At 59.7% G+C, this 24,762-nt stretch carries 25 protein-coding genes and 1 other RNA gene; 17 read left to right on the plus strand and 9 right to left on the minus strand.

Going from position 1 to position 24,762, the window contains the following annotated elements:
• Nucleotides 1-79 precede the first annotated feature (79 nt).
• The 4 genes from ACW9JE_RS06980 to ACW9JE_RS06995 form a co-directional block, all read right to left on the minus strand.
• The gene (locus ACW9JE_RS06980) at nt 80-1,075 is read right to left on the minus strand and encodes an asparaginase (protein WP_457432321.1); all 996 of its coding nucleotides are present in this window, start codon (nt 1,073-1,075) and stop codon (nt 80-82) included.
• A gap of 35 nt (nt 1,076-1,110) precedes the next feature.
• Nucleotides 1,111-2,295 carry a threonine/serine exporter family protein gene (locus ACW9JE_RS06985; RefSeq protein ID WP_224533539.1) on the minus strand — a complete coding sequence of 395 codons (1,185 nt, stop codon included), beginning with the start codon at nt 2,293-2,295 and terminating at the stop codon, nt 1,111-1,113.
• A gap of 13 nt (nt 2,296-2,308) precedes the next feature.
• Nucleotides 2,309-3,196 (minus strand): nitrilase family protein, encoded by an 888-nt coding sequence (locus ACW9JE_RS06990; RefSeq protein WP_224533538.1) that lies wholly within the window; start codon nt 3,194-3,196, stop codon nt 2,309-2,311.
• A 255-nt stretch (nt 3,197-3,451) separates the two neighbouring features.
• Nucleotides 3,452-4,372, minus strand: coding sequence for a GlxA family transcriptional regulator (locus tag ACW9JE_RS06995; RefSeq protein WP_224533568.1), 921 nt, complete (start codon nt 4,370-4,372; stop codon nt 3,452-3,454).
• Between the two features lie 222 nt (nt 4,373-4,594).
• On the opposite strand from ACW9JE_RS06995, the gene ACW9JE_RS07000 reads away from it, so the two are divergent.
• The gene (locus ACW9JE_RS07000; RefSeq protein WP_457432322.1) at nt 4,595-5,731 is read left to right on the plus strand and encodes an acyl-CoA dehydrogenase family protein; all 1,137 of its coding nucleotides are present in this window, start codon (nt 4,595-4,597) and stop codon (nt 5,729-5,731) included.
• 145 nt (nt 5,732-5,876) lie between these two features.
• Here the strand turns inward: ACW9JE_RS07000 and ACW9JE_RS07005 are convergent, their stop codons facing one another.
• Entirely contained in the window at nt 5,877-6,917 is a 1,041-nt protein-coding gene (locus tag ACW9JE_RS07005) for an NADP(H)-dependent aldo-keto reductase (RefSeq protein ID WP_457432323.1), read from the minus strand.
• 244 nt (nt 6,918-7,161) lie between these two features.
• Here ACW9JE_RS07005 and rplM point away from each other — a divergent pair, with 244 nt between their 5' ends.
• The 7 genes from rplM to ACW9JE_RS07040 all read left to right on the plus strand — a co-directional run bounded on the left by rplM (nt 7,162) and on the right by ACW9JE_RS07040 (nt 12,050).
• Complete coding sequence (gene rplM / locus ACW9JE_RS07010) at nt 7,162-7,590, plus strand: 50S ribosomal protein L13 (RefSeq protein ID WP_110964818.1); 429 nt, start codon at nt 7,162-7,164, stop codon at nt 7,588-7,590.
• A 14-nt stretch (nt 7,591-7,604) separates the two neighbouring features.
• The gene (rpsI, locus tag ACW9JE_RS07015; RefSeq protein WP_119427677.1) at nt 7,605-7,997 is read left to right on the plus strand and encodes a 30S ribosomal protein S9; all 393 of its coding nucleotides are present in this window, start codon (nt 7,605-7,607) and stop codon (nt 7,995-7,997) included.
• 268 nt (nt 7,998-8,265) lie between these two features.
• On the plus strand, nt 8,266-8,859 hold the full coding sequence (gene petA / locus ACW9JE_RS07020) for a ubiquinol-cytochrome c reductase iron-sulfur subunit (RefSeq protein ID WP_224533535.1): 594 nt from the start codon (nt 8,266-8,268) through the stop codon (nt 8,857-8,859).
• Entirely contained in the window at nt 8,859-10,070 is a 1,212-nt protein-coding gene (locus ACW9JE_RS07025; RefSeq protein ID WP_224533534.1) for a cytochrome b, read from the plus strand. The genes petA and ACW9JE_RS07025 overlap by 1 nt, the downstream gene beginning before the upstream one ends.
• Nucleotides 10,070-10,852: a cytochrome c1 gene (locus ACW9JE_RS07030; protein WP_224533533.1), complete on the plus strand. Its 783-nt coding sequence runs from the start codon at nt 10,070-10,072 to the stop codon at nt 10,850-10,852. Before ACW9JE_RS07025 ends, ACW9JE_RS07030 begins: the two co-directional genes overlap by 1 nt.
• Before the next feature lie 150 nt (nt 10,853-11,002).
• Nucleotides 11,003-11,620 (plus strand): glutathione S-transferase N-terminal domain-containing protein, encoded by a 618-nt coding sequence (locus ACW9JE_RS07035; protein ID WP_007989864.1) that lies wholly within the window; start codon nt 11,003-11,005, stop codon nt 11,618-11,620.
• A 16-nt stretch (nt 11,621-11,636) separates the two neighbouring features.
• Nucleotides 11,637-12,050: a ClpXP protease specificity-enhancing factor gene (locus tag ACW9JE_RS07040; protein WP_110964812.1), complete on the plus strand. Its 414-nt coding sequence runs from the start codon at nt 11,637-11,639 to the stop codon at nt 12,048-12,050.
• A 68-nt stretch (nt 12,051-12,118) separates the two neighbouring features.
• Here the strand turns inward: ACW9JE_RS07040 and ACW9JE_RS07045 are convergent, their stop codons facing one another.
• From ACW9JE_RS07045 to ACW9JE_RS07060, 4 genes are all read right to left on the minus strand, one after another.
• On the minus strand, nt 12,119-12,697 hold the full coding sequence (locus ACW9JE_RS07045) for a BON domain-containing protein (RefSeq protein ID WP_175377795.1): 579 nt from the start codon (nt 12,695-12,697) through the stop codon (nt 12,119-12,121).
• Entirely contained in the window at nt 12,694-13,287 is a 594-nt protein-coding gene (locus tag ACW9JE_RS07050; protein WP_095192986.1) for a phosphoheptose isomerase, read from the minus strand. The genes ACW9JE_RS07045 and ACW9JE_RS07050 overlap by 4 nt, the downstream gene beginning before the upstream one ends.
• A gap of 101 nt (nt 13,288-13,388) precedes the next feature.
• Nucleotides 13,389-13,751 (minus strand): YraN family protein, encoded by a 363-nt coding sequence (locus ACW9JE_RS07055; protein WP_175377797.1) that lies wholly within the window; start codon nt 13,749-13,751, stop codon nt 13,389-13,391.
• Entirely contained in the window at nt 13,751-15,562 is a 1,812-nt protein-coding gene (locus tag ACW9JE_RS07060; protein ID WP_457432324.1) for a penicillin-binding protein activator, read from the minus strand. Before ACW9JE_RS07060 ends, ACW9JE_RS07055 begins: the two co-directional genes overlap by 1 nt.
• A gap of 209 nt (nt 15,563-15,771) precedes the next feature.
• On the opposite strand from ACW9JE_RS07060, the gene rsmI reads away from it, so the two are divergent.
• The 9 genes from rsmI (at nt 15,772) to mraY (ending at nt 24,761) form a co-directional block, all read left to right on the plus strand.
• Complete coding sequence (rsmI, locus tag ACW9JE_RS07065; RefSeq protein WP_457432325.1) at nt 15,772-16,644, plus strand: 16S rRNA (cytidine(1402)-2'-O)-methyltransferase; 873 nt, start codon at nt 15,772-15,774, stop codon at nt 16,642-16,644.
• Between the two features lie 75 nt (nt 16,645-16,719).
• Nucleotides 16,720-17,073, plus strand: an RNA gene (rnpB, locus tag ACW9JE_RS07070) — RNase P RNA component class A.
• A 354-nt stretch (nt 17,074-17,427) separates the two neighbouring features.
• The gene (gene mraZ, locus ACW9JE_RS07075) at nt 17,428-17,883 is read left to right on the plus strand and encodes a division/cell wall cluster transcriptional repressor MraZ (RefSeq protein ID WP_175377800.1); all 456 of its coding nucleotides are present in this window, start codon (nt 17,428-17,430) and stop codon (nt 17,881-17,883) included.
• A complete protein-coding gene (gene rsmH / locus ACW9JE_RS07080) occupies nt 17,880-18,827 on the plus strand; it encodes a 16S rRNA (cytosine(1402)-N(4))-methyltransferase RsmH (protein WP_457432326.1) in 948 nt (315 codons plus the stop codon). Before mraZ ends, rsmH begins: the two co-directional genes overlap by 4 nt.
• The gene (gene ftsL / locus ACW9JE_RS07085) at nt 18,824-19,117 is read left to right on the plus strand and encodes a cell division protein FtsL (protein WP_224533530.1); all 294 of its coding nucleotides are present in this window, start codon (nt 18,824-18,826) and stop codon (nt 19,115-19,117) included. Before rsmH ends, ftsL begins: the two co-directional genes overlap by 4 nt.
• A complete protein-coding gene (locus ACW9JE_RS07090) occupies nt 19,117-20,856 on the plus strand; it encodes a peptidoglycan D,D-transpeptidase FtsI family protein (protein WP_224533566.1) in 1,740 nt (579 codons plus the stop codon). The genes ftsL and ACW9JE_RS07090 overlap by 1 nt, the downstream gene beginning before the upstream one ends.
• Nucleotides 20,856-22,319: a UDP-N-acetylmuramoyl-L-alanyl-D-glutamate--2,6-diaminopimelate ligase gene (locus ACW9JE_RS07095; protein ID WP_457432327.1), complete on the plus strand. Its 1,464-nt coding sequence runs from the start codon at nt 20,856-20,858 to the stop codon at nt 22,317-22,319. Before ACW9JE_RS07090 ends, ACW9JE_RS07095 begins: the two co-directional genes overlap by 1 nt.
• A complete protein-coding gene (locus tag ACW9JE_RS07100; protein WP_457432328.1) occupies nt 22,312-23,679 on the plus strand; it encodes a UDP-N-acetylmuramoyl-tripeptide--D-alanyl-D-alanine ligase in 1,368 nt (455 codons plus the stop codon). The genes ACW9JE_RS07095 and ACW9JE_RS07100 overlap by 8 nt, the downstream gene beginning before the upstream one ends.
• Nucleotides 23,679-24,761, plus strand: coding sequence for a phospho-N-acetylmuramoyl-pentapeptide-transferase (gene mraY, locus ACW9JE_RS07105; protein ID WP_015096766.1), 1,083 nt, complete (start codon nt 23,679-23,681; stop codon nt 24,759-24,761). Before ACW9JE_RS07100 ends, mraY begins: the two co-directional genes overlap by 1 nt.
• Nucleotide 24,762 lies beyond the last annotated feature (1 nt).

Consider the following 24,762-nt stretch of genomic DNA (forward strand, 5'->3'; position numbering starts at 1 on the left):
CGAAGACGGCGGCACATTCAGCATCAAGGCAGCAGGCACACCGCCTTCGCGGGCAAGCCTCGCTCCTACAGGGTCATGTTTAGTTTTTGGGAAAGGAATCACCATTCAGATACCGCCCCACCTCATCCTGCTGCTGACACCCGATCAGCAGCCACAACAGAATCCTCGCCTTGCGCGGACACACAAACCCCGCCATCGACACTCCCTTGCGAATCAAATCCATCTCGCCACCTCTGAAACCATAAGTAGCCCGCGCCGTAGACCCGGAGCCGGTACGCGTAGCGACGATCACCGGAATGTCCTTGGCGATATGCCCAATCTCCGTCGCCCAGTCTGGCGAGACGTGACCGGCACCGAAACCTGCGATAACCAGCCCGTCGTACCCCAGCGCAACGATGTTCTCCAACAGCAGAGTGTCGGCCGACAGCGATGCCTCGAGCAGCGCGACTTTGTGGCTGGTCTGTTGCGGCAGGGGCAACACGACGCGCGGGTCCGACGAGCGCAGGTAGCAAACCCGATCCTCCAGCAACAGGCCCGCCGGGCCCACGTTGGGTGAAGTGAATGCCTGCAAGGCCAGTGAGTCGGTCTTGCGTATGCTGCGCGCCAGATGAATCTGCCCGTTCATCACTACCTGAACCCCGCGCTGGCGGCTGTTCTCCGCCAGGGCGACACGACAGGCATCCAGCAAGTTCGCCGGCCCGTCTGCACCCGGTTGTGCAGCGGAACGCATCGCACCGGTCAGCACCAGGGGCTGGTCGTGGGGCCACAGGTAATCGAAGAACTGCGCGGCCTCTTCGAGGGTGTCGGTGCCCTGGGTAATCACCACCCCCGCGGCACCCTGCTTGACCTGAAACTTCGCCCAGGCCAATACACTCAGCAAAAACTCGAAATCCTGCGAAGCGCTGGGCAGCAGGCCCAGGGTTTCCACCGTCACCCGGGCCAGCGTATTGAGCCCCGGAATGGAGGCCAGCAGGGTTTCGCCGCTGACCGACGGCGTCACCCCTTCACCGGTCTTGCCGGTTTGCATACTCACCGTGCCGCCGAGTGCCGCGATGGCCAGTTTTGGCAGGTCCATGTGATACCTCGCTCGTTTGAGATGGGAAGGGTTGGTTATTCCCCGAACATGAAGCCGATCAGCGGCACGATCAGAAGCGTGCTGATGGCCATCGACAGGACATTGGCGATGTAGGTGTGCATGTCGGCCGGCAGGCGTTTGGCGATTGCATGGGCCAGGGGAGGGGCCAGCAATGCGCCCAGCCACGCGCTCGTCACCATGACTCCCCAGCTGGCGCCGTGGGTCAGGATCGATGCGGGCACGACCGACACCAGCGGGATGTAGGTGGGATACCAGCCGTGCGCCATCCATTGGTGACGCCAGAACAGCACGCCAATGGCGGAGGTCAGCGCCTGGGCGGCGATGATGTGCAACAGCAGGCCGGAACCGTATGCCGGGCTCAGGGGGTTAAGGCTGTAGGCCAGTACTGCGCCCAATAGCAGGCCAAGACTGGCCCACTCGTTGCCGAAGAAGGGGGCCTCGGAAAAGTCCGCCAATACCCGGCGCAGGGTCCAGATCACGCCGTAGCCAGGTGTTTTGGGAGCAGGGGTGGCGGCTGGTTTCTCGGGTCGCGTTGTCCTCACCAAACTCGGCCAATATCGGCAGATCAGAAACGCTACTACGCTGGCGATGGCCATACCCGCTACGTTGCCGATCACCGCTGGCAGGGCCAATGGATTGCAAACATAGTTGACTATCAACAGGCACATCGGCGTGACCAGCAGTGCTCCCATGATTGCGGCGTTGATCGTGACCTTCCAGCCGCCACCGAACATCAGCACCATCGCCGCCGGCAACGAAACGAAGGCGACGAAGGTGGGCTGCCAGTCGCCGGCGCTGACTGTCCACCCCCACAGTAGATTGCTCAAGAGCAACCCCAGCAACGAACTGGTGACCAGCCACGGCCAAAGCCCCGTGCCATAGGAAATGGCAAAGCCCTGCCAGGACTTGCCCGTTCGACTTGCATAGTAGGCGAGATAGGCGCCAGCCAGCAGACCGATCGAGGCGAACTCGTGCTTGTAGAACGCCACCTCGCTGATATCACCTAGTACCCAGCGTAACCAGGCAAGCGGATCGGGGAGTGCCGAGACCATCTCGCCGTAGCCCGGCCAGTGCGTCGCCCCCAGGGCTCGGTTGTCCAGCCACAGGCAGACAATAAGCAATATCGCGCCGATGAACAGCAGGGCAACGGTTTTGTCCGTAGGACTGACACGTTGGTTTCTTGCGGTGGAAAAATCCATGGTCAGGCCTCCTTCAACGCGGGAGGCGAGGGTGATGGGTGTAACCGAGCATCGGGTCGTACAGATCGGTGCGCCGATCACGATGCAGATCGTTGAGGGCATTCCAGATCGGCGCGCTGCGCGAACTGGTCAGGTCGATATCGGCGAACAGTATCTCCTGCTGATCTGCCGAGGCCACGGCGCCGATCGGCCAGCCGTTGGTGCCGGCAATCAGTGAACATCCTAGATAACGGGCGCCTCGTTCCTCGCCGATCCGGCTGGCTGCCGCGATAAACACGTTATTGACGTGCGCCGCAGTCATGGTCAGGTACGACGCCATGCACTTGCCGGCATCGTCGAACAGCGGCGGTGGAGTCCAGACCCAGTTGTTCAGGCTGCAAATGATATCCGCGCCCTGTTGGCTGAGGATTCGCGGCACTTCCGGGAACCAGATGTCCCAGCAGATCAGCAGCCCAATGCGGCCGATGGGCGTATCGAATACCGGAAAGCCCAGATCACCGGGCGTGAACCAGAGCTTCTCCAGATTCCAGAGATGGGCCTTGCGATATTTGCCGATAAAGCCGCATGGACCGAGCAGGACGCCCGTATTGAACAGCCGCATGCCATCGCGTTCGGCGACACCGGCTACCAGGTAAACCTTTTGTTTGCGGGCGAAGTCGATCCAGAGTTGAACGCTCGGCCCGTCGGGAACCCGCTCGGCATGGGCGAAGGCATCCTGCCGGTTGGTGAAGAGATAACCCGTGTTGCACAGCTCCGGCAGCACGATGAGATTTGCCCCGCCGTTTACCGCTTCCTGCGCCAGTTCAAGACTCTGGCTCAGGTTGGCTTCATGGTTCTCGACGCCGACCTGAGGATCGAATTGCACGACGGCGACACGAACGGGGCTTGTTGGCTCGCTCATTCCTGATGACCTCTTTTTATTGTTGTTCACGCTGTTTCAGTGGCGTGCCAATAAAAGGTGAAGTCGCAGGTGGGTGTAAGTCAGGCGATTCTGTTCGGGTTGTAGTCTGTTTCCGAAAATGTGTACCAAATTGCCTAGGCACCCGGAATCCCTGTGGGAGCGAGGCTTGCCCGCGAAGGCGGCGTGTCAGCCAACGGAGATGTTGAATGTCACTCCGTCTTCGCGGGCAAGCCTTGCTCCTACAAGGGGGAGGGGTTAGGCCGCTTGCTGGAACTGCTGGCGATACTGGTTCGGCGAAAGCTCGGTGTGCTGGCGGAACAGGCGGGCGAAGAAGCTGGCGTCGTCGTAGCCGACTTCGTAGCTGATGGTCTTGATGCTCTTGCGGCTACCCGACAACAGGCCCTTGGCGGTTTCGATGCGCAGGCGTTGCAGGTAGTGCAAAGGCTTGTCGCCGGTGGCGGTCTGGAAGCGGCGCATGAAGTTGCGGATGCTCATGCCGTGTTCGCGGGCGACGTCTTCGAAGCGGAATTTGTCGGCGAAGTGTTCTTCGAGCCAGTGCTGGATCTGCAGGATGATCACATCCTGATGCAGTTTCTGGCCGCCGAAGCCGATGCGTCCCGGCGAGTAGCTGCGCTGCACTTCATAGAGAATGTCTCGTGCCACGGCCTGAGACACGTTGGCGCCGCAGAAGCGCTCGATCAGGTAGATGTACAGATCGCAGGCGGAGGTGGTGCCGCCGGCGCAGTACAGGTTGTCGGCGTCGGTCAGGTGCTTGTCCTGATTGAGGTAAACCCGCGGGAAGCGTTCAGCGAAGGCATTGAAGAAGCGCCAGTAGGTGGTCGCTTCCTTGCCGTCGAGCAGCCCGGCTTCCGCCAGCCAGAACACCCCGGTGGCCTCGCCGCACAATACTGCGCCGCGGGCATGTTGCTGGCGCAGCCACGGCAGGACCTGTGGATAACGCTGGCAGAGGATCTCGAAATCGTCCCAGAACGCGGGAATGACGATGATGTCGGCATTTTCCAGTCCGCCGTCCACCGGCATCAGCACATTGCTGAAACTCTGCACTGGTTTGCCGTCGGGGCTGACCAGCCGGGTTTCGAAGGCCGGTACCAGACCGTGGCCCAACTGCTTGCCGTAGCGCAGGCTGGCGAGGTGGAAGAAATCCTTGGCTTGCATGAGGGTGGAAGCGAAAACCCGGTCGAAGGCCAGGATGCTGACGCGCCGCAGGGGCGTGGAGGCTTGGTTAGACATAATTCAACTTTTGTTCTTATAGGGGAAAGTGGTCACCAGACGGCTGGATCGTCTTATTTTTTGTCGGATGTGTCCAGTGTCCTGTATCGGACCTGCGGCTTAGTCTCTGAAGGTCAACTTCTTCCAAAAATTAACGACAGGTGCCGCATGATCCCCAGAACCTTGTTCAGTTCCGAGCACGAACTCTTCCGTGACAGCGTGCGAACCTTTCTCGAAAAAGAGGCGGTACCGTTCCATGGGCAGTGGGAAAAACAGGGCTTCATCGATCGCAAACTCTGGAACAAGGCGGGCGAGGCGGGGATGTTGTGCTCGCACCTACCGGAAGAATACGGCGGCCTGGGCGCGGACTTTCTCTACAGCGCGGTAGTGATCGAAGAGGTCGGGCGACTGGGGCTGACCGGCATCGGTTTCTCCCTGCATTCGGACATCGTGGCGCCGTACATCCTGCATTACGGCAGTGAAATGCTGAAACAAAAATACCTGCCGAAACTGGTCTCCGGGGAGATGGTCACTGCCATCGCCATGACCGAGCCCGGTGCCGGTTCCGACCTGCAAGGGGTGAAGACCACGGCGGTACTGGAGGGTGACGAGTACGTGATCAACGGCTCGAAAACCTTCATTACCAATGGCTATCTCGCGGATCTGGTGATTGTCGTGGCCAAGACCGATCCGAAGGCAGGCGCCAAGGGCACCAGTCTGTTTCTGGTGGAAGCCGACACGCCGGGCTTCGACAAGGGCAAGCGCCTGGAAAAGGTCGGCATGAAGGCCCAGGACACCTCGGAGCTGTTCTTTCAGGACGTCCGGGTACCGAAGGAAAACCTGTTGGGGCAGGCGGGGATGGGTTTTGCTTACCTGATGCAGGAATTGCCGCAGGAGCGTCTGACCGTGGCGATTGGCGGTCTGGCTTCAGCCGAAGCGGCGTTGGAGTGGACTCTGGAATACACCCGCGAGCGCAAGGCATTCGGCAAATCGATTGCCGACTTCCAGAACACCCGATTCAAGCTGGCGGAGATGGCGACTGAAATCCAGATCGGCCGGGTCTTCGTCGACCGCTGCATGGAGCTGCATCTGCAAGGCAAGCTGGACGTGCCGACGGCGGCGATGGCCAAGTACTGGGGCACCGACCTGCAATGCAAGGTCCTCGACGAGTGCGTGCAGCTGCATGGCGGTTACGGCTTCATGTGGGAGTACCCGGTTGCGCGGGCGTGGGCGGATGCGCGGGTGCAGCGGATTTATGCGGGGACCAATGAGATCATGAAGGAGATTATTGCGCGGTCGCTGTAATTGGTTTTGTCAGGGCCGACGTCATCGCGGGCAAGCCACGCTCCCACAGGTTCAACGAATCCTTGTAGGAGCATGGCTTGCCCGCGAAGATCGTTCCCACGCTCTGCGTGGGAATGCAGCCGGGGACGCTCCGCGTTCCTCTCAGTTACGGCGCCGGATTCGGATGATCCTTGTGAATCGCCTCGATCCCCTGCAGCACTTCATCCGACAATTTCAGATCAAAACTGGCAATGTTGCTGTCCAGTTGCTCCAGCGTCGTGGCCCCAATGATGTTGCTGGTGACGAACGGCTGCTGCGTCACAAAGGCCAGGGCCATTTGCGCCGGATCCAGACCGTGCTCGCGGGCCAGCGCCACATAGCGGCTGCAGGCGGCTTCCGACTGCGGGTTGAAATAGCGGCTGAAGCGGCTGTAGAGGCTCAGGCGACCTTTCGGCGGACGGGCGCCACCTTCGTACTTGCCTGACAGGAAACCGAACGCCAGCGGCGAATAGGCGAGCAATCCACATTGTTCGCGGATGGCAATTTCCGCCAGACCGACTTCGAAGCTGCGGTTGAGCAGGTTGTAGGGGTTCTGGATCGATACCGCGCGTGGCCAGCCACGGGCTTCGGCCAGGGCGAGAAAACGCATCGTGCCCCAGGGCGTTTCGTTGGACAGGCCGATGTGGCGAATCTTGCCGGCCTTGACCTGCTCGTCCAGCGCTTCGAGGGTGTCCTCCAGTGGCGTCAGGTTGGCTTCGATCTTGTGCTTGTAGCCCAATTGTCCGAAGAAATTGGTGCTGCGCTCGGGCCAGTGCAACTGGTAGAGGTCGATGTAGTCGGTCTGCAGGCGCTTGAGGCTGCCATCCAAGGCTTCGGTGATGTGCTGGCGGTTGTGCCGCAGGTTCTTGTCACGGATATAGTCGATGGTGTTGCCCGGGCCGGCGATTTTGCTGGCCAGGATCCAGTCGGCGCGATCGCCGCGGCTCTTGAAGTAATTGCCGATGTAACGTTCGGTGGTGGCGTAGGTTTCGGCCTTGGGCGGTACCGGGTACATCTCGGCGGTGTCGATGAAATTGATTCCGGCGCTCTTGGCCCGCTCAATCTGGGCGAAGGCGTCTGCTTCGCTGTTCTGCTCGCCCCAGGTCATGGTGCCCAGGCAAATTGCGCTGACGTTCAGATTGGTCCGGCCTAACTGGCGATACTCCATCGAGTCCTCCTTGGGCAAAGCAATCATAAAAGCAGGTTGAAATATTTTTCGCAATCTGCATAATTGCGCACCTCTTTCTGCAGTGGAAGTGATGCGCCGCCGCCGAAGAATCTTGCCGTTGAACGGACGCGCCGACCCGAGCCCCCGAAAGCGTCTGTATCCGGCTGCCTTTGACTTGTCAAAGTACGCACTATTCAGTAAGATCCGCCGTCTTATTTACAGGCGGCCCCTGAGGCTATAAAGAATGAAAACTTTTACTGCTAAACCGGAAACAGTAAAGCGCGACTGGTTTGTCGTCGACGCTGCTGGTCAGACCCTGGGTCGTCTGGCCACCGAAATCGCCAGCCGTCTGCGTGGCAAGCACAAGCCTGAGTACACTCCTCACGTTGACACCGGCGACTACATCGTCGTTATCAATGCTGAGCAGATCCGTGTTACTGGCGCTAAAACCAGCGACAAAATGTACTACTCCCACTCCGGTTTCCCGGGCGGCATCAAGTCGATCAACTTTGAAAAGCTGATCGCCAAGGCCCCTGAGCGCGTGATCGAGACCGCGGTAAAAGGCATGCTGCCTAAGAACCCGCTGGGTCGCGACATGTACCGTAAGCTGAAAGTCTATGCGGGCGCTGCTCACCCTCATACTGCTCAGCAGCCCCAAGAACTGAAGATTTAACGGAATAGTTCATTATGTCGGCGACTCAAAATTACGGCACTGGCCGTCGCAAGACCGCAACCGCTCGCGTTTTCCTGCGTCCGGGTACTGGTAACATCTCCATCAACAACCGTTCGCTGGAAACCTTCTTCGGTCGCGAAACTGCCCGCATGGTAGTTCGTCAGCCGCTGGAGCTGACCGAGACTGTCGAGAAGTTCGACATCTACGTCACCGTGATCGGCGGTGGTGTAAGTGGTCAGGCTGGCGCAATCCGCCACGGTATCACTCGCGCTCTGATGGACTACGACGAAACTCTGCGTAGCGCTCTGCGCAAAGCTGGCTTCGTTACTCGCGACGCCCGTGAAGTTGAACGTAAGAAAGTTGGTCTGCGTAAAGCGCGTAAGCGTCCGCAGTACTCGAAGCGTTAATTCGCTTCCACGTTCAAAAAAGAACGCCCAGTTTCCTCACGGAGCTGGGCGTTTTTTTGTGCCTGCGATTTTTAAAAGAATTGCTCTGTGACAACTTGCCACATCCGTAGACGCCCTATACTACAAGGCTTGGGGGGAGTGGCTCCCGGTAATTACCTTGTCAGAATTGGGGGTTTTCATTACCATTCGGCAAAATTTTTATAAGTACAGAGTTTCACTTAGTAGATGCCTGATTTAACAGGCCACAAAGCTGATGGGAGAGGACTGAATGAGCAATGACGGCGTGAATGCAGGCCGGCGTCGCTTCCTGGTAGCAGCTACATCCGTGGTGGGTGCTGCAGGAGCGGTGGGGGCTGCGGTCCCGTTCGTGGGGTCATGGTTTCCCAGTGCCAAGGCGAAAGCCGCAGGTGCACCGGTGAAAGTGAATGTCAGCAAAGTCGAGCCAGGCCAGCAGATGATTGCTGAATGGCGTGGCCAGCCGGTATTCATCGTCCGCCGTACTCCGGAAATCCTGGGGAATCTGAAAAAGATCGAGGGTCAACTGTCTGACCCGGACTCCAAGAACTCGACTCAACCGACCTATGTCGATCCGGAAACCCGGTCGATCAAACCTGAGGTTTTGCTGCTGATCGGTATCTGCACGCACCTGGGTTGTTCGCCGACATTCCGTCCCGAAGTCGCCCCCGCAGATCTGGGCAAGGACTGGGTAGGTGGTTATTTCTGCCCTTGCCACGGCTCCCACTACGACCTGGCTGGTCGCGTCTACAAGTCGCAACCTGCGCCTTTGAACCTGCCAGTTCCCCCGCATTCCTATGAGACCGATGAAATCATTGTCATTGGCGTCGATAAGGAGAACGCGTGATGAGCAAGTTCATGGATTGGGTTGATGCGCGCTTCCCCGCGACCAAAATGTGGGAAGACCATCTCAGCAAGTACTACGCCCCGAAGAACTTCAACTTCTTCTATTTCTTTGGTTCCCTCGCACTGCTCGTTCTGGTCAACCAGATCGTTACCGGTGTCTGGCTGACCATGAGCTACACCCCGTCGGCGGAAGAGGCATTCGCTTCCGTCGAATACATCATGCGCGACGTCGAGTACGGCTCGATTCTGCGTCTGCTGCACTCCACCGGCGCTTCGGCGTTCTTCATCGTGGTCTATCTGCACATGTTCCGTGGCCTGCTCTACGGTTCGTACCAGAAGCCGCGTGAACTGGTGTGGGTCTTCGGCATGCTGATCTACCTGGCGCTGATGGCTGAAGCCTTCATGGGTTACCTGCTGCCATGGGGGCAGATGTCCTACTGGGGCGCCCAGGTGATCATCTCGCTGTTCGGTGCGATCCCGGTCATCGGCAACGACCTGACCCAGTGGATCCGTGGTGACTACCTGATTTCCGGTATTACCCTGAACCGCTTCTTCGCCTTGCACGTTGTTGCCCTTCCGATCGTGATTCTCGGTCTGGTGGTGCTGCACATCCTGGCGCTGCACGAAGTGGGTTCGAACAACCCGGACGGCGTGGACATCAAGAAACACAAGGACGAGAACGGCATACCGCTGGACGGCATTGCCTTCCATCCGTACTACACCGTGAAGGATATCGTCGGTGTGGTGGTGTTCCTGTTCATCTTCTGCTCGATCGTGTTCTTCTTCCCGGAGATGGGTGGTTATTTCCTCGAGAAGCCGAACTTTGAAGTGGCGAACGCCTTCAAGACTCCAGAGCACATCGCTCCGGTCTGGTACTTCACCCCGTTCTACGCGATCTTGCGTGCGGTTCCGGACAAGCTCTTCGGCGTAATCGCCATGGGTGCGGCCATCGCGGTGCTGTTCGTCCTGCCGTGGCTGGACCGCAGTCCGGTCAAGTCGATGCGCTACAAAGGCTGGATGAGCAAGATCTGGCTCTGGGTATTCTGCATTTCGTTCGTGATTTTGGGTGTTCTGGGCGTATTGGCGCCTACTCCTGGGCGTACGTTGCTGTCGCAGGTATGTACCTTCCTGTACTTCGCCTACTTCATTCTGATGCCGTTCTATACCCGGCTCGAGAAGACCAAACCGGTTCCGGAAAGGGTGACTGGCTGATGAAAAAACTATTTGCGGTATTGATGCTCGCGGCACTGCCGGTGTTCGCTTTCGCTGCTGAACACGGTGGTCCGGAGCTGGAAAAAGTCGACATCGACGTATCGGACAAGGCTGCCATGCAGGATGGCGCGCGTACTTTTGCCAACTATTGCATGGGTTGCCACAGCGCCAAGTTCCAGCGTTATGAGCGTGTTGCCGATGACCTCGGTATTCCTCATGAACTGATGCTCGAGAAGCTGGTGTTCACCGGCGCCAAGATCGGCGACCACATGAACATCGGCATGCAGCCGGCTGACGCCAAGACCTGGTTCGGTGCGGCTCCGCCCGACCTGACCCTGGTGGCTCGCGTTCGCGGTACCGACTGGCTCTACGGCTACCTGAAGTCGTTCTACGAAGATCCATCGCGTCCTTGGGGCGTGAACAACAAGGTCTTCCCGAACGTCGGCATGCCTAACGTCCTGGTCGGCCTGCAAGGTCGTCAGGTGGTCGGTTGCAAACAGGTCCAGATCGTCGAAGACGGCAAGAAGCAATTCGACCCGTTGACCGGTACGCCGCTGACTCATGAGGCGTGCGATCAACTGACGATCGTGCCGAAGAGCGGCACTTTGAACGAAGAGCAGTTCGATGAGAAGGTCAAGAATCTGGTAACCTTCCTGGCTTACTCGGCTAACCCGGTTAAGCTGCAGCATCAGCGCATCGGTACATATGTATTGCTGTACCTGGCGTTCTTCTTCGTATTTGCATATCTGCTCAAGCGTGAATACTGGAAAGACGTGCACTGATAAAGCTTCAAGCATTTGCTGTTAATCGCGCGCGCCCAAGGGCGCCTCTGAAGGTGTAACGAGTCTGGTCTGCCAGTCGTTACCGGAGGCGCCCTCTGGGCGCGTTCGTTTTTCCGCTTTCGATCATTTCTACAAGCGAGGAGGACCGCCATGGGCGTGACCAATCGGTTGGCCTGTTACTCCGACCCCGCCGACCACTATTCCCACCGAGTGCGAATCGTACTGGCAGAGAAGGGTGTCAGCGCCGAGATCATCTACGTGGAAGCGGGTCGCCAGCCGCCTAAACTGATCGAAGTGAACCCTTATGGCAGCTTGCCCACCCTGGTCGATCGGGACCTGGCGTTATGGGAGTCCACGGTGGTGATGGAATACCTGGATGAGCGCTATCCGCATCCGCCACTGTTGCCGGTGTATCCGGTGGCGCGTGCCAACAGTCGTCTGCTGATGCACCGCATCCAGCGTGACTGGTGTGGTCTGGTGGATCTGATTCTGGATTCGCGCACCAAGGAAGCGGCTCGTGCCGTTGCGCGCAAGGAGCTGCGTGAAAGCCTGACCGGCGTGTCGCCGTTGTTCGCCGACAAGCCGTTTTTCCTCAGTGAGGAACAAAGCCTGGTGGATTGCTGCCTATTGCCAATACTCTGGCGATTGCCGATTCTGGGTATTGAACTGCCGCGGCCTGCCAAGCCGCTGCTTGATTACATGGAGCGCCAGTTTGCGCGTGAGGCTTTCCAGGCGAGTCTGTCTGGCGTCGAACGCGATATGCGCTAAGGCTTAAGGAGCCGCTATGAACTCCAGTCGACCTTATCTGGTCCGCGCGCTCTATGAGTGGATTGTGGACAACGACTGCACCCCGCACATACTCGTGAACTCCGAGTATCCGTCGGTTCAGGTGCCGCAGGGGTTTGCCAGTGATGGGCAAATCGTCCTGAACGTATCGCCTCAGGCTGTGCGTCACCTGCACATGGACAACGAGGCAGTCAGCTTCGAAGGCCGCTTTGGCGGCGTGCCGCATACGCTGTATGTGCCTATCGCATCGATCCTGGGTATCTACGCCCGGGAGAACGGCCAAGGCATGGTGTTCGATCTGGAGTCGCCTATGGGTGATGAGGACGAGATCGAGCCGGATGACGATATTCCGCCACCGGATAGCGAGCCGCCGCGCCCAAGCGGTCGACCCAGTCTGAAAGTGGTGAAATAAAAAAAGGCGATCCGAAAGGATCGCCTTTTTATTTGCCTGCATTCCGGCATTGCCGGAATGTGCGTGTATCAGTCGATGTATTCGAACAGCTTCACAATCTTTTGCACACCGGATACGCCCTGCACCAGATTGGTCGCCTGGGCAGCTTCCTGCTTGGTCAGCAGGCCCAGCAGATAAACGATGCCGTTCTCGGTCACGACCTTGATCCGCGAACCTGGGATGTTCGGGTCGGTGAGCATCTGGGTCTTGATCTTGGTGGTCAGCCAGGTGTCGTTCTGGCGAGCCAGCAGCGAGGAAGGTGGCAGGACCTGCAGTTCGTTGTGTACGGTCTTGACCCGCTGAACGGCGGCAGCGGCCTGTTCGGCCTTGGCCTTGAGGTCGGCACGCGGGGTCTGGCCGGCGAGCAATACGACGCCGTTGAAGCTGGTGACCACGATGTGCGAGTCGTTATCCAGGGCAGGATCGGCCTTGGCGACGTTCACGCCGACTTTGGTATCGATCAGGGAGTCGTCGATCTTGCTGCCGAAGGTGCGGGTGCCGCGGTCATCTTCAATGGGCGCTTCACGGCTGGCATTAACCACCGAGGTGCAGCCGCTGATGCCGAGGCACAGGGTCAGGGCCAGTAGGCCGAGGCGATTAGGGGTCATTCTTCACTCCCGAACAATTGGCTGTCGATCAAGTCGCAAAGGCAGTGGATCGCCAGCAGGTGGACTTCCTGAATACGAGCGGTGACGTTGGCGGGTACGCGAATCTCCACGTCCTCGGGCAATAGCAGCGACGCCATGCCGCCGCCATCGCGACCGGTCAATGCTACGACAATCATTTCGCGATCATGTGCGGCCTGGATCGCTTGAATTATGTTCGCCGAGTTGCCGCTGGTGGAAATCGCCAGCAGAACATCGCCCGGCTGGCCGAGGGCACGGATCTGCTTGGAAAAGACTTCGTTGTAGCTGTAGTCGTTGGCGATCGAGGTAATGGTCGAGCTGTCGGTGGTCAGCGCGATGGCCGGCAGGCTCGGACGCTCGCGCTCGAAGCGGTTGAGCAGCTCGGAGGAGAAGTGCTGGGCGTCGCCGGCGGAGCCGCCGTTGCCGCAGGAGAGCATTTTGCCTTCGTTGAGCAGGGCGTTGACCATCACCTGGCTGGCTTGCTCGATGTGCGGTGCAAGTACTTCCATCGCCTGTTGCTTGGTGTCGATACTGGCCTGAAAAAGCTGGCGAATTCGGGATTGCATGTCCATCTGTGTGACCTTAATGAGCGCGGCTGTCCGGCACGTGAATGTGCAGCCCGCAAAGCAAAGAGCAAAAGTGTTGGGCGGTTTCCGGTTCGGGGTGCAGGCGATCAGCTGTCGAAGGCATTTTGTAACCAGTTCAACTGATCGAGGTCGCTATCAATGGCAACCACATCGAAACGGCAAGGGGAATTGGCCCAGCGCGATTCGCGCTGAAGAAAAAATTGCGCGGCAAAAATCAGTTTCTGCCGTTTGCGCCCATCGATGCTATCGAGCGCGCCACCCCATTGAGTGTTTTTTCTGTAACGAACTTCAACGAATACTACTGTATCGCCATCCAACATGACCAGATCAAGCTCGCCGCGTTTACACAACCAGTTCTGCGCCACCAGGCGCAGACCCTGTTGTTGAAGATGCTCGAGCGCCTGGCGCTCGGCATCTTTACCGCTTTGCTGGCGTGACCTGTCAGGCATCAGCGCGAGGTGTCCGGCAGGCGCTGGACCTGACCGTTGACGAACTCGGCCCATGGCAACTGACGCACGACCCGCTGGTTCTGCGACATGCCCAGGCTGCCCGACTGACCTTCGATGCGGCTGTCCGGCAGGGCCTTGAGTTGGCCCAGGCGTGGCGCCAGGCGATAGGCGTCGACACCCATTGCATACAGGCGGCCCAGGCTGCTGGCAGCTTGTGGCCATTGAGCGGTGACCTGCTTGCGCAGCGGGTCATTGGCGTCCAGCAACCATGGGGTTTCGCAGAAGCGGATACCGTTCATGTCGTTGTACTGGTTCACGTCGCCGCTGGCGCTGAATACATGGGAAGTGGCATAGACCGGAACGTCGCCTGCGTACTGGAAGTTCAGGGTCGGCTTGATCTGTTGAGCCTGTTGCGGTGTGGCAGCCAGGAAGATGAATTCGATGTCCTGGCGACGGGACGGCTGGGCGGCAACCTGCGAACCTACAGTGCTTTGCAGGCTCTTGGCGCGACCTTCGCTCTGACGCAGCTGGAACATGTCGGCAATCTGCTGGGCCAGTTGCACCGGCTGATCGACGCGCTCGGTGGCAACGATGGTGCCGCCGTTGGCTTGCCAGTCCTGGCTGAACGCACGCATCACGCGGTCGCCCCATTCGCCTTTCGGAACCATGATGGCAGCGCGGTGCAGGCCGTCGGCACGGGCGCGGCGGGACACTTCGCGGGCTTCGTCTTCAGCGGCCAGACCGAACTGGAACAATTGGGCCGGACCTTGATCTCCTTCGCTGTAGTTCAAGGCCAGAGTGGTAATTGGCAGTTGCGGGCGAGTGCTCAGCTGTTTGACCAGCGGTTTTTCCAGCGGGCCGACGACCAGCTGCACGCCATCGGCCTGAGCCTTGCGATAGAACTCGTCGAGGGAGGTGAGCTTCGAGCTGTCATAGAACTCAATGGCTGGGGGCTTCTGACCGGCTTGTTGGGCCTGGTAGTGAGCGGCCATGAAGCCTTCGCGCAATGCCTTGCCAACCGAAGCCAGCTGGCCATCCTGTGGCAGCAGCAGGGCAATTTTGCTCAGGGGCTGGCTGGCCAGTTCCTTGAGTTTGGTCAGAGGCAACGGCAGTTGAATGGCGGCGGGGTGTTTCGGATTGTCCGCGCGCCATTTGTCGATGGCGGCCTGTTGCTGTTCCACGGTGCCGGCGGATTTGACCGCCAGTGCCAGGCTCATCCAGCCACCGAGGTCGTCGGTGGTGTTCGGCTGCAGCTGGTCGGTCGGCAACGAGGCGATCAGCGCCCAGATGGCTTCGTGGTTCTTGCTGGCGGCTTCACCGCTGAGCATCGGTGCAATGAAGATCCGCTCGCGCGCGGCAGCCAGGGTCTGGCCGTCGGCTTCAAGGGCGCGGGCGCGAACGGTGCCGGTGCGCACTTGCTGCTCTTCCGGCAATTCACCCAGACGCTGCATGCTCGGATGGTTCAGGGCGGTCAGGGCGGCTTTCGGCTGGTTGCGGGCCATGGCCAGTTCCGCGGCCAGTGTGCTGGCGAAGACCTGCTGGCCAGGCTTGAGCTGCTCCACGGGCACTTGCTGCAGAATTTGCGCGGATTGGGCGGCATTGCCCTGGCGATAGGCCAGGTCCGCTGCGCTCAGGCGCAACAGGGCGGCATCTTCCGGGGATTTGCTTTGGGCGGCCTTTTCCAGCAGTTGCTCGATACTGGCATCCGGGGTCCGTGGGAGTTCGCCAAGGCTGGAGGAGGGCGAGCTGGCGCAAGCGGCCAGCAAGGCAGCGAGGCAGAGGGCAGTGAACAGCCGCAGGCAAGCGATCATGTAAGCGTTCCTGATACTCGATCAAATTAGCGTGGAATTGTACCCAAGCGCTGGCCGGGGCGCGATGTTGCAGGCGTTAATCGATCAATTTAGCTGGTGCAAATGTTGCGCTGCGCCACAAACGACGGCAAAACCAGGTGTTGCCGGTGTCTGTCGCGAGTGCCGCTACGCGCTACAATGGCCGCTTTATCGATCATGAGGTGTGCGCTTTGACTGCTCCAGGTGCTTTGAATTCCGCTGCGGGCTCGCTTTATGTGGTGGCGACGCCCATCGGCAACCTGGATGACATCAGTGCGCGCGCGCTGAAGATCTTGCGCGAAGTCGCGCTGATCGCGGCCGAAGATACCCGTCACTCCCAGCGCCTGATGCAACACTTCGGCATCTCCACGCCGCTGGCGGCTTGCCACGAGCACAATGAGCGCGATGAAGGCAGCCGCTTCATTACCCGTCTGCTGGCGGGCGACAATGTCGCGCTGATCTCCGATGCCGGCACGCCGCTGATTTCCGATCCGGGCTATCACCTGGTGCGCCAGGCTCGCGCCGCCGGGATCAATGTGGTGCCGGTTCCGGGCGCCTGCGCCTTGATCGCCGCGTTGTCGGCGGCGGGGTTGCCGTCCGATCGCTTCATCTTCGAGGGTTTCCTGCCGGCGAAGGCCGTGGGAAGGCGCGCGCGTCTTGAAGCTATAAAGGAAGAGCCGCGCACGCTGATCTTTTATGAGGCCCCGCACCGCATTCTCGAATGCCTGCAGGATATGGAACTGGTGTTCGGCGCCGAGCGTCCTGCCTTGCTGGCGCGCGAATTGACCAAGACCTTCGAAACCCTCAAAGGGCTGCCGCTGAGCGAACTGAGTCAGTTCGTCGAGTCCGACAGCAATCAGCAGCGTGGCGAGTGTGTGGTGCTGGTCGCGGGCTGGTCCGCTCCCGAGAGCGAAGATGCGGTCAGCAGCGAGGCGATGCGCGTGCTCAATCTGTTGCTCGAAGAAATGCCACTCAAGCGTGCGGCAGCCTTGGCGGCGCAAATTACCGGCGAGCGCAAGAACGTTCTCTACCAGGTTGCGCTGGATAAACAGAAGGGCGAGTAAAAACCGACGCAAAGGCATGGCTGAAGGGTTTTAGCGCTTGTTCTTCAGGCGCTCTGCCGTTAACCTGCGCGGCGGAGAGTCGATCGGACAGTCGCTGCCCTCTATGAAAATTAGAGGGGGGAGGAAAGTCCGGGCTCCATAGGGCGAAGTGCCAGGTAATGCCTGGGAGGCGTGAGCCTACGGAAAGTGCCACAGAAAATAACCGCCTAAGCGCTTCGGCGCCGGTAAGGGTGAAAAGGTGCGGTAAGAGCGCACCGCACGTCTGGCAACAGTTCGTGGCTAGGTAAACCCCACTTGGAGCAAGACCAAATAGGGTCCCAAGGCGTGGCCCGCGCTGGGACCGGGTAGGTTGCTAAAGATGTCCAGTGATGGCCATCGTAGACGAATGACTGTTCAAGACAGAACCCGGCTTACAGATCGACTCTCCACCTTTTTCTTTCCTCTGCTTGAATCATTGAGCAGGGTGCCAGTGATAGCAATTTCCCTCCTTTCAGAATCGTCGGCGTAGCACTTTCGTAATACCGAAAAAATCTTACTCTTAATAAATCACATTAACTTCCGCGCGCAGATCTCTGTGTTAATTGAAGTTATTGGTCGGTTTTCTCTGCCCGATTCTCGTGTCTCCTCCTTTTACGCTCCTAAATCTCAGTTCTGTAAGGGTTTTCCTTTAATGCGCGCCTTGACGGTGCGGTGGGCGCATTCCTATAGTGTGCACAAGTGGCGGAAAGTGGCACGAAGTGGGTTTTTTGAGCGCAAAACGCTAACATTTGGAGAAACGCTGACGTGTTTCGCGGAGCCAATGCAATCAGTCTCGATGCAAAGGGCCGTCTCGCCATGCCGAGTCGGTACCGTGACGAGCTCGATTCGCGTAGTTCCGGTCAGTTGATCGTCACCATTGATGCCGTTGATCCATGTTTGTGTGTTTACCCACTCGATGAGTGGGAAATTATCGAAACCAAACTGCGCGCACTGCCTTCGCTTCGCGAAGAGAACCGCCGTCTGCAACGTTTATTGATTGGTAATGCCGTCGACCTCGAGCTCGATGGCAGTGGTCGTTTTCTGGTTCCGCCGCGTCTTCGTGAATATGCCAAGTTGGATAAGCGCGCGATGTTGGTAGGCCAACTGAACAAGTTCCAACTGTGGGACGAGGATGCCTGGAATGCGGTTGCTGCCGCTGACCTGGCAGCTATTCAACAACCGGGCGCGATGCCTGATGAACTGCGTGATTTGATCCTGTGACTATTGATAGCGGCTTTAACCACATCACCGTACTGCTTGACGAAGCCGTCGAGGCTCTCGCCGTACGCCCTGATGGCTGCTATCTGGATGGCACGTTCGGGCGCGGCGGGCACAGCCGGTTGATCCTCAGTCGGCTCGGTCCGGACGGTCGACTGCTCGGATTCGACAAAGACCCTCAAGCGATTGCCACCGGGCAGACGCTAGCGGCCGAAGACGGCCGCTTTGTCGTTGTGCAGCGCAGCTTTGCCGAGCTTGGATCCGAAGTCGCCCAGCGCGGTCTGCACGGCAAAGTCAGCGGGATTCTGCTCGACCTCGGCGTGTCCTCGCCGCAGCTCGACGACCCTGAGCGCGGCTTCAGTTTCCTCAATGACGGTCCTCTGGACATGCGCATGGACCCGTCCCGCGGGGTCAGCGCGGCCGAGTTCGTCAACACCGCATCAGCGGAAGAAATTGCCCGCGTATTCAAGGAATACGGCGAAGAGCGTTTTTCCGGACGCATGGCCCGTGCAGTAGTCGAGCGTCGCGACATCAAGCCGTTCGAGCGCACCGCTGACCTGGCCGAAGTGCTGAAGGTCGCCAATCCTGCCTGGGAAAAAGGCAAGAATCCGGCGACCCGTGCGTTCCAGGGCCTGCGCATTCACGTCAACAACGAACTGGGCGATCTGGAAGCCGGCCTCGAAGCTGCGCTGGATTGCCTGGAAGTGGGCGGTCGCCTGGTCGTAATCAGCTTCCATTCGCTGGAAGACCGCATCGTCAAACTGTTCATGCGCAAGCTGGTGAAAGGCGAAGCCGACAACCTGCCGCGTAACCTGCCGGTTCGGCACGTCGCGTTCGAACCGAAAATCAAAATCCACGGCAAAGCGCAGACGGCCTCCGACGCCGAACTCAAAGCCAACCCACGTTCCCGTAGCGCCGTCATGCGTGTCGCGGAGAAGTTGCGGTGAGCAAGCTTTTCGCCAAGCCACTGCCCGGCGGCAGCTTTTTCATGCTGCTGCTGTTCGTTGGCGTGCTCATTTCTGCCATCGGCGTGTCCTACAGCGCGCACTGGAACCGTCAGTTGCTGAACTCGCTGTACAACGAGCTGAGCGTGCGCGACAAGGCGCAGGCCGAATGGGGCCGGTTGATTCTTGAACAAAGCACCTGGACCGCTCACAGCCGTATCGAAGTGCTGGCCACCGAACAACTGAAAATGCGCATTCCCGGTGCCGCCGAAGTGCAGATGGTGGCGCCATGATGAAACTCGAAGGCGCACTCTTTCCCTGGCGCTTCCGCCTGGTGGTGGGCTTGCTCGGCGTGATGGTGGCAGCGATCGCGTGGCGGATCATCGATCTGCAAGTCGTCGACCGTGACTTCCTCAAAGGTCAGGGCGATGCGCGCAGCGTACGTCATATTCCTATTCCGGCTCACCGTGGTCTGATCACCGACCGTAACGGCGAGCCGCTGGCCGTCAGTACGCCGGTCACCACCCTGTGGGCCAACGCCAAGGAAATGCAACTGGCCAAGGAAAAGTGGCCGGCACTCGCCGCCGCACTGGGACAGGATCCGAAAGCCCTGGCCGAGCGTCTCGAAGCACAAGCCAATAAAGAGTTCATCTATCTGGTGCGCGGGCTGACGCCTGAGCAGGGCCAGGCCGTACTCGATCTGAAAGTACCGGGCGTCTACGGCATCGAAGAGTTCCGCCGTTTCTATCCGGCAGGTGAAGTCACCGCGCATATGGTCGGCTTTACCGATATCGACGACCACGGGCGCGAAGGTGTCGAACTGGCCTATGACGAATGGCTGGCCGGGGTGCCGGGCAAACGGCAAGTGATCAAGGATCGGCGAGGCCGGCTGATCAAGGATGTCCAGGTCACCAAAAACGCCAAGGCCGGAAAGCCCTTGGCGTTGTCCATTGACCTGCGCCTGCAATATCTGGCCAACCGCGAGCTGCGCAACGCGATCATCGAGAACGGCGCGAAGGCCGGCAGCCTGGTGATCATGGACGTGAAGACCGGTGAAATCCTCGCCATGGTCAACCAGCCGACCTACAACCCGAACAACCGTCGCAACCTGCAGCCGGCAATGATGCGTAACCGCGCGATGATCGACGTGTTCGAGCCGGGTTCGACCATGAAAGCGATCTCTATGAGCGCCGCCATCGAGACCGGACGCTGGAAACCGAGCGACAGCGTCGAGGTGTATCCGGGGACCTTGCAGATCGGCAAGTACACCATCAAGGACGTGTCCAAGACCGAAGGTCCGGTGCTGGACATGACTGGCATTCTGATCAATTCCAGTAACGTCGGCATGAGTAAGGTCGCGTTCGATATCGGCGGCGAAACCATCTTCCGTCTGGCGCAGAAACTCGGCCTCGGCCAGGACACCGGCCTCGGTTTCCCGGGTGAGCGTGTCGGCAACCTGCCGAACTACCGCGAGTGGCGCAAGGCCGAGACGGCCACGCTGTCCTACGGCTATGGTATTTCCGTGACGGCGATCCAGCTGGTGCATGCCTTCTCGGCCCTGGCGAACAACGGTCGTCTGGCTCCACTGACGCTGATCAAAACCGACAAGGCGCCGCAGACCACCCAGGTCCTGCCGGAAACCGTCGCGAAAACCATGCAAGGCATGCTGCAACAAGTGATCGAAGCCCCGCGCGGTGTGTTCCGTGCTCAGGTTCCGGCGTATCACGTGGGCGGCAAGTCGGGTACTGCGCGCAAAACTTCGGTCGGCACCAAAGGCTACGCCGAGAACTCCTACCGCTCGCTGTTCGCTGGTTTCGGGCCGATGAACGATCCGCGTTACGCCATCGTGGTGGTCATCGACGAACCGACCAAGGCCGGTTACTTCGGTGGCCTGGTATCGGCGCCGGTGTTCAGCCGCGTGATGTCCGGGACCCTGCGCCTGATGAACGTCACCCCCGACAACCTGCCACCTGTTCAACAAGTCAACGCCACCCCGGTCGTTCCGCTGAAAGCCAATGGAGGGCGCGGCTGATGTCATTGAGTCTGAATAAAATCTTCCCCCATGCCGGCCACGATCTGTTGATCCGTGAATTGGCGCTCGACAGTCGCAATGTCCGCGCAGGCGATCTGTTCCTCGCGGTACCTGGCGGCAAGTTCGACGGCCGCGCGCACATTGCCGATGCCTTGCAGCGCGGTGCTGCTGCCGTGGCTTATGAAGTCGAAGGCGCCACCGTGCTGCCGATCACCGAAGTGCCATTGATTCCGGTCAAAGGCCTGGCTGCACAACTGTCGGATATCGCCGGCCGCTTCTATGGCGAGCCCAGCCATCACCTGAACATGGTCGGCGTGACCGGCACCAACGGCAAAACCAGCGTGACCCAACTGGTCGCCCAGGCGCTTGACCTGCTCGGTCAGCACTGCGGCATCGTCGGCACTTTGGGCTGCGGTTTCTACGGTGCGCTGGAAAGCGGCCTGCACACCACGCCGAACCCGATTGCCATGCAAGCGACCCTCGGCGACCTGAAAAAGGCCGGTGCCAAGGCCGTCGCCATGGAAGTTTCGTCCCACGGTCTGGACCAGGGGCGGGTCACCGCGCTGGCCTTCGACGTGGCGGTGATGACCAACCTTTCCCGGGATCACCTGGATTACCACGGCACCATGCAGGCCTACGGCGAAGCCAAGGCCAAGCTGTTTGCCTGGAACGATTTGAAATGCAGGGTGGTGAACCTCGATGACGATTTCGGCCGCCAGTTGGCTGCCGAGAAACGTGAATCGCGACTGATCACTTACAGTCTGCTCGACAGCAGCGCCTACCTTTATTGCCGCGAAGCAACTTTCGACGACGAAGGCGTGCGCGCCACATTGGTTACGCCTCAGGGCGAACACCACCTGCGCAGCACCTTGCTCGGCCGTTTCAACCTGAGCAACGTATTGGCTGCGGTCGGTGCCTTGCTCGGCCTGGACTATGCCCTCGACGAAATCCTCAAGGTATTGCCGAAGCTCGAAGGCCCGGCCGGCCGCATGCAGCGTCTCGGCGGTGGCACTCAGCCGCTGGTGGTGGTCGATTACGCCCACACTCCAGATGCCCTGGAAAAAGTCCTGACCGCGCTGCGTCCCCATGTCAAAGGCCGTTTGCTGTGCCTGTTCGGCTGTGGCGGCGACCGTGACCGCGGCAAGCGCCCGCTGATGGCTGAAGTGGTGGAGCGTTTGGCCGACGGCGTCCTGGTCACCGACGACAACCCGCGTACCGAAGACCCGGCAATCATTTTCGATGACATCCGCGCCGGATTTGCGGCTGTGGATAAAGTCACTTTCGTGGCCGGTCGCGGCAAGGCCATTGCCCAATTGGTCGCTGAAGCTTCGGCGGATGACGTGATCGTCCTGGCGGGCAAAGGTCACGAGGACTACCAGGAAATCAACGGCGTGCGCCACGCCTTCTCCGATCTGGTCGAGGCTGATCATGCCCTGACCGCCTGGGAGGTGGCCCATGCTTAAGGCCCTGAAACTCAGCGAACTGACCAGCGCCCTCAATGGCCGTCTGCTCGGTGCCGATGCCAGCTTCGACGGCGTCAGCATCGACAGTCGCGCGATCAAGCAGGGCCAGTTGTTCGTTGCCTTGACCGGTCCGCGTTTCGACGGTCACGACTACTTGAACGACGTGGCGGGCAAAGGCGCCGTTGCCGCACTGGTCGAGCGCGAAATCAAAGACAGCACCCTGCCGCAATTGCTGGTCAGCGATACCCGTCAGGCGCTGGGGCAACTCGGTGCGTTGAACCGCGCCGCATTTACCCAGCCAGTGGCTGCGATCACCGGTTCCAGCGGCAAGACCACGGTCAAGGAAATGCTCGCGAGCATCCTGCGCACCCGCGGTTCGGTGCTGGCTACCCGTGGCAACCTGAACAACGACCTCGGCGCGCCGCTGACTCTGCTCGAACTGGCACCGGAACACACTGCCGCGGTCATCGAGCTGGGCGCTTCGCGTCTGGGTGAAATTGCCTACACCGTCGGCATGACCAAACCCCACGTGGCCATTCTGAACAACGCCGGGACCGCCCACGTTGGCGAGTTCGGCGGTCCGGAAAAGATCGTCGAAGCCAAAGGCGAGATCATTGAAGGGCTGGCAGCCGATGGCGTCGCCGTTCTCAATCTTGACGACAAGGCCTTCGAAATCTGGAAGAAGCGCGCAGATGGTCGCAAGGTGCTGACCTTCGCTCTGACCAACAGCCAAGCCGACTTTTACGCCAGTGACCTGGCGACCGACGCGCGCGGCTGCCCGTCGTTCAACCTGCACACGCCTGAAAGTGTGGAGCATGTTCAACTGAACCTGCTCGGCACCCATAACGTCGCCAATGCCATGGCCGCCGCGGCTGCCGCTCACGCACTGGGCGTGTCGCTGTTCGGCATCGCCACGGGCCTTGGCGCGGTGCAGCCGGTCAAGGGCCGCACCGTCGCGCAACTGGCCAGCAATGGCATGCGTGTGATCGATGACACTTACAACGCGAACCCCACCTCGATGTGCGCCGCCGTTGATATACTCGCCGGCTTTTCCGGCCGCACCGTCCTGGTGCTCGGGGATATCGGCGAATTGGGCGATTGGGCGCAGCAGGGGCACCGCGACGTGGGCGCATACGCCCGTGGCAAGGTTTCCGCGCTGTACGCCGTCGGACCGATGATGCAGCACGCCGTCGACGCCTTCGGCCCACAGGCCTTTCACTTCAGCACGCAGGCTGAGCTGATCAAGGCGCTTGGCGCCGAGCAAGACACAAACACCACCATTTTGATCAAAGGCTCGCGCAGCGCAGCGATGGAAAACATCGTTGCCGCACTGTGCGGTTCCAGTTTGGAGAAACATTAATGCTGCTGCTGCTAGCGGAGTATCTGCAACAGTTCTACAAAGGCTTCGCGGTCTTCCAGTACCTGACCCTGCGCGGGATTCTCGGTGTACTGACCGCGCTGGTTTTGTCGCTGTGCTATGGCCCGTGGATGATCCGCACCCTGCAGAACCGTCAGATCGGCCAGTCCGTTCGCAACGATGGTCCGCAATCGCACCTGTCCAAGTCGGGCACCCCGACCATGGGCGGCGCTCTTATTCTGTCTTCGATCGGCGTCAGCACCCTGCTGTGGGCTGACCTGAGCAACCGTTATGTCTGGGTGGTCCTGCTGGTCACCCTGCTGTTCGGCGCCATCGGCTGGGTCGATGACTATCGCAAGGTGATCGAGAAGAACTCCCGTGGTCTGCCGAGCCGCTGGAAGTATTTCTGGCAATCGGTGTTCGGCCTGGGCGCGGCGATCTTCCTTTATATGACTGCCGCCACACCGGTGGAAACCACCCTGATCCTGCCGATGCTCAAGGACTACAGCATTCCGCTGGGCGCTGGCTTCATCGTCCTGACCTATTTCGTGATCGTCGGCTCGAGCAACGCGGTCAACCTGACCGACGGCCTCGACGGCCTGGCGATCATGCCGACCGTGATGGTCGGCGGTGGCCTGGGGATCTTCTGCTACCTGTCGGGTAACGTGAAGTTCGCCGAATACCTGCTGATTCCTTATGTACCGGGCGCGGGCGAGCTGATCGTGTTCTGTGGCGCACTGATCGGTGCGGGCCTGGGCTTCCTGTGGTTCAACACCTACCCGGCACAAGTCTTCATGGGTGACGTCGGCGCACTGGCACTGGGTGCCGCGCTGGGCACCATCGCGGTGATCGTCCGTCAGGAAATCGTCCTGTTCATCATGGGCGGTGTGTTCGTGATGGAAACCCTGTCTGTCGTCATTCAGGTTGCCTCCTTCAAGCTGACCGGTCGCCGTGTGTTCCGCATGGCTCCGATTCACCACCACTTTGAACTCAAGGGCTGGCCCGAGCCGCGCGTGATCGTCCGTTTCTGGATCATCACCGTGATTCTCGTGCTGATCGGCCTTGCCACGCTGAAGCTGAGGTAGA

The sequence above is a fragment of the Pseudomonas sp. SDO55104_S430 genome, assembly GCF_054070595.1.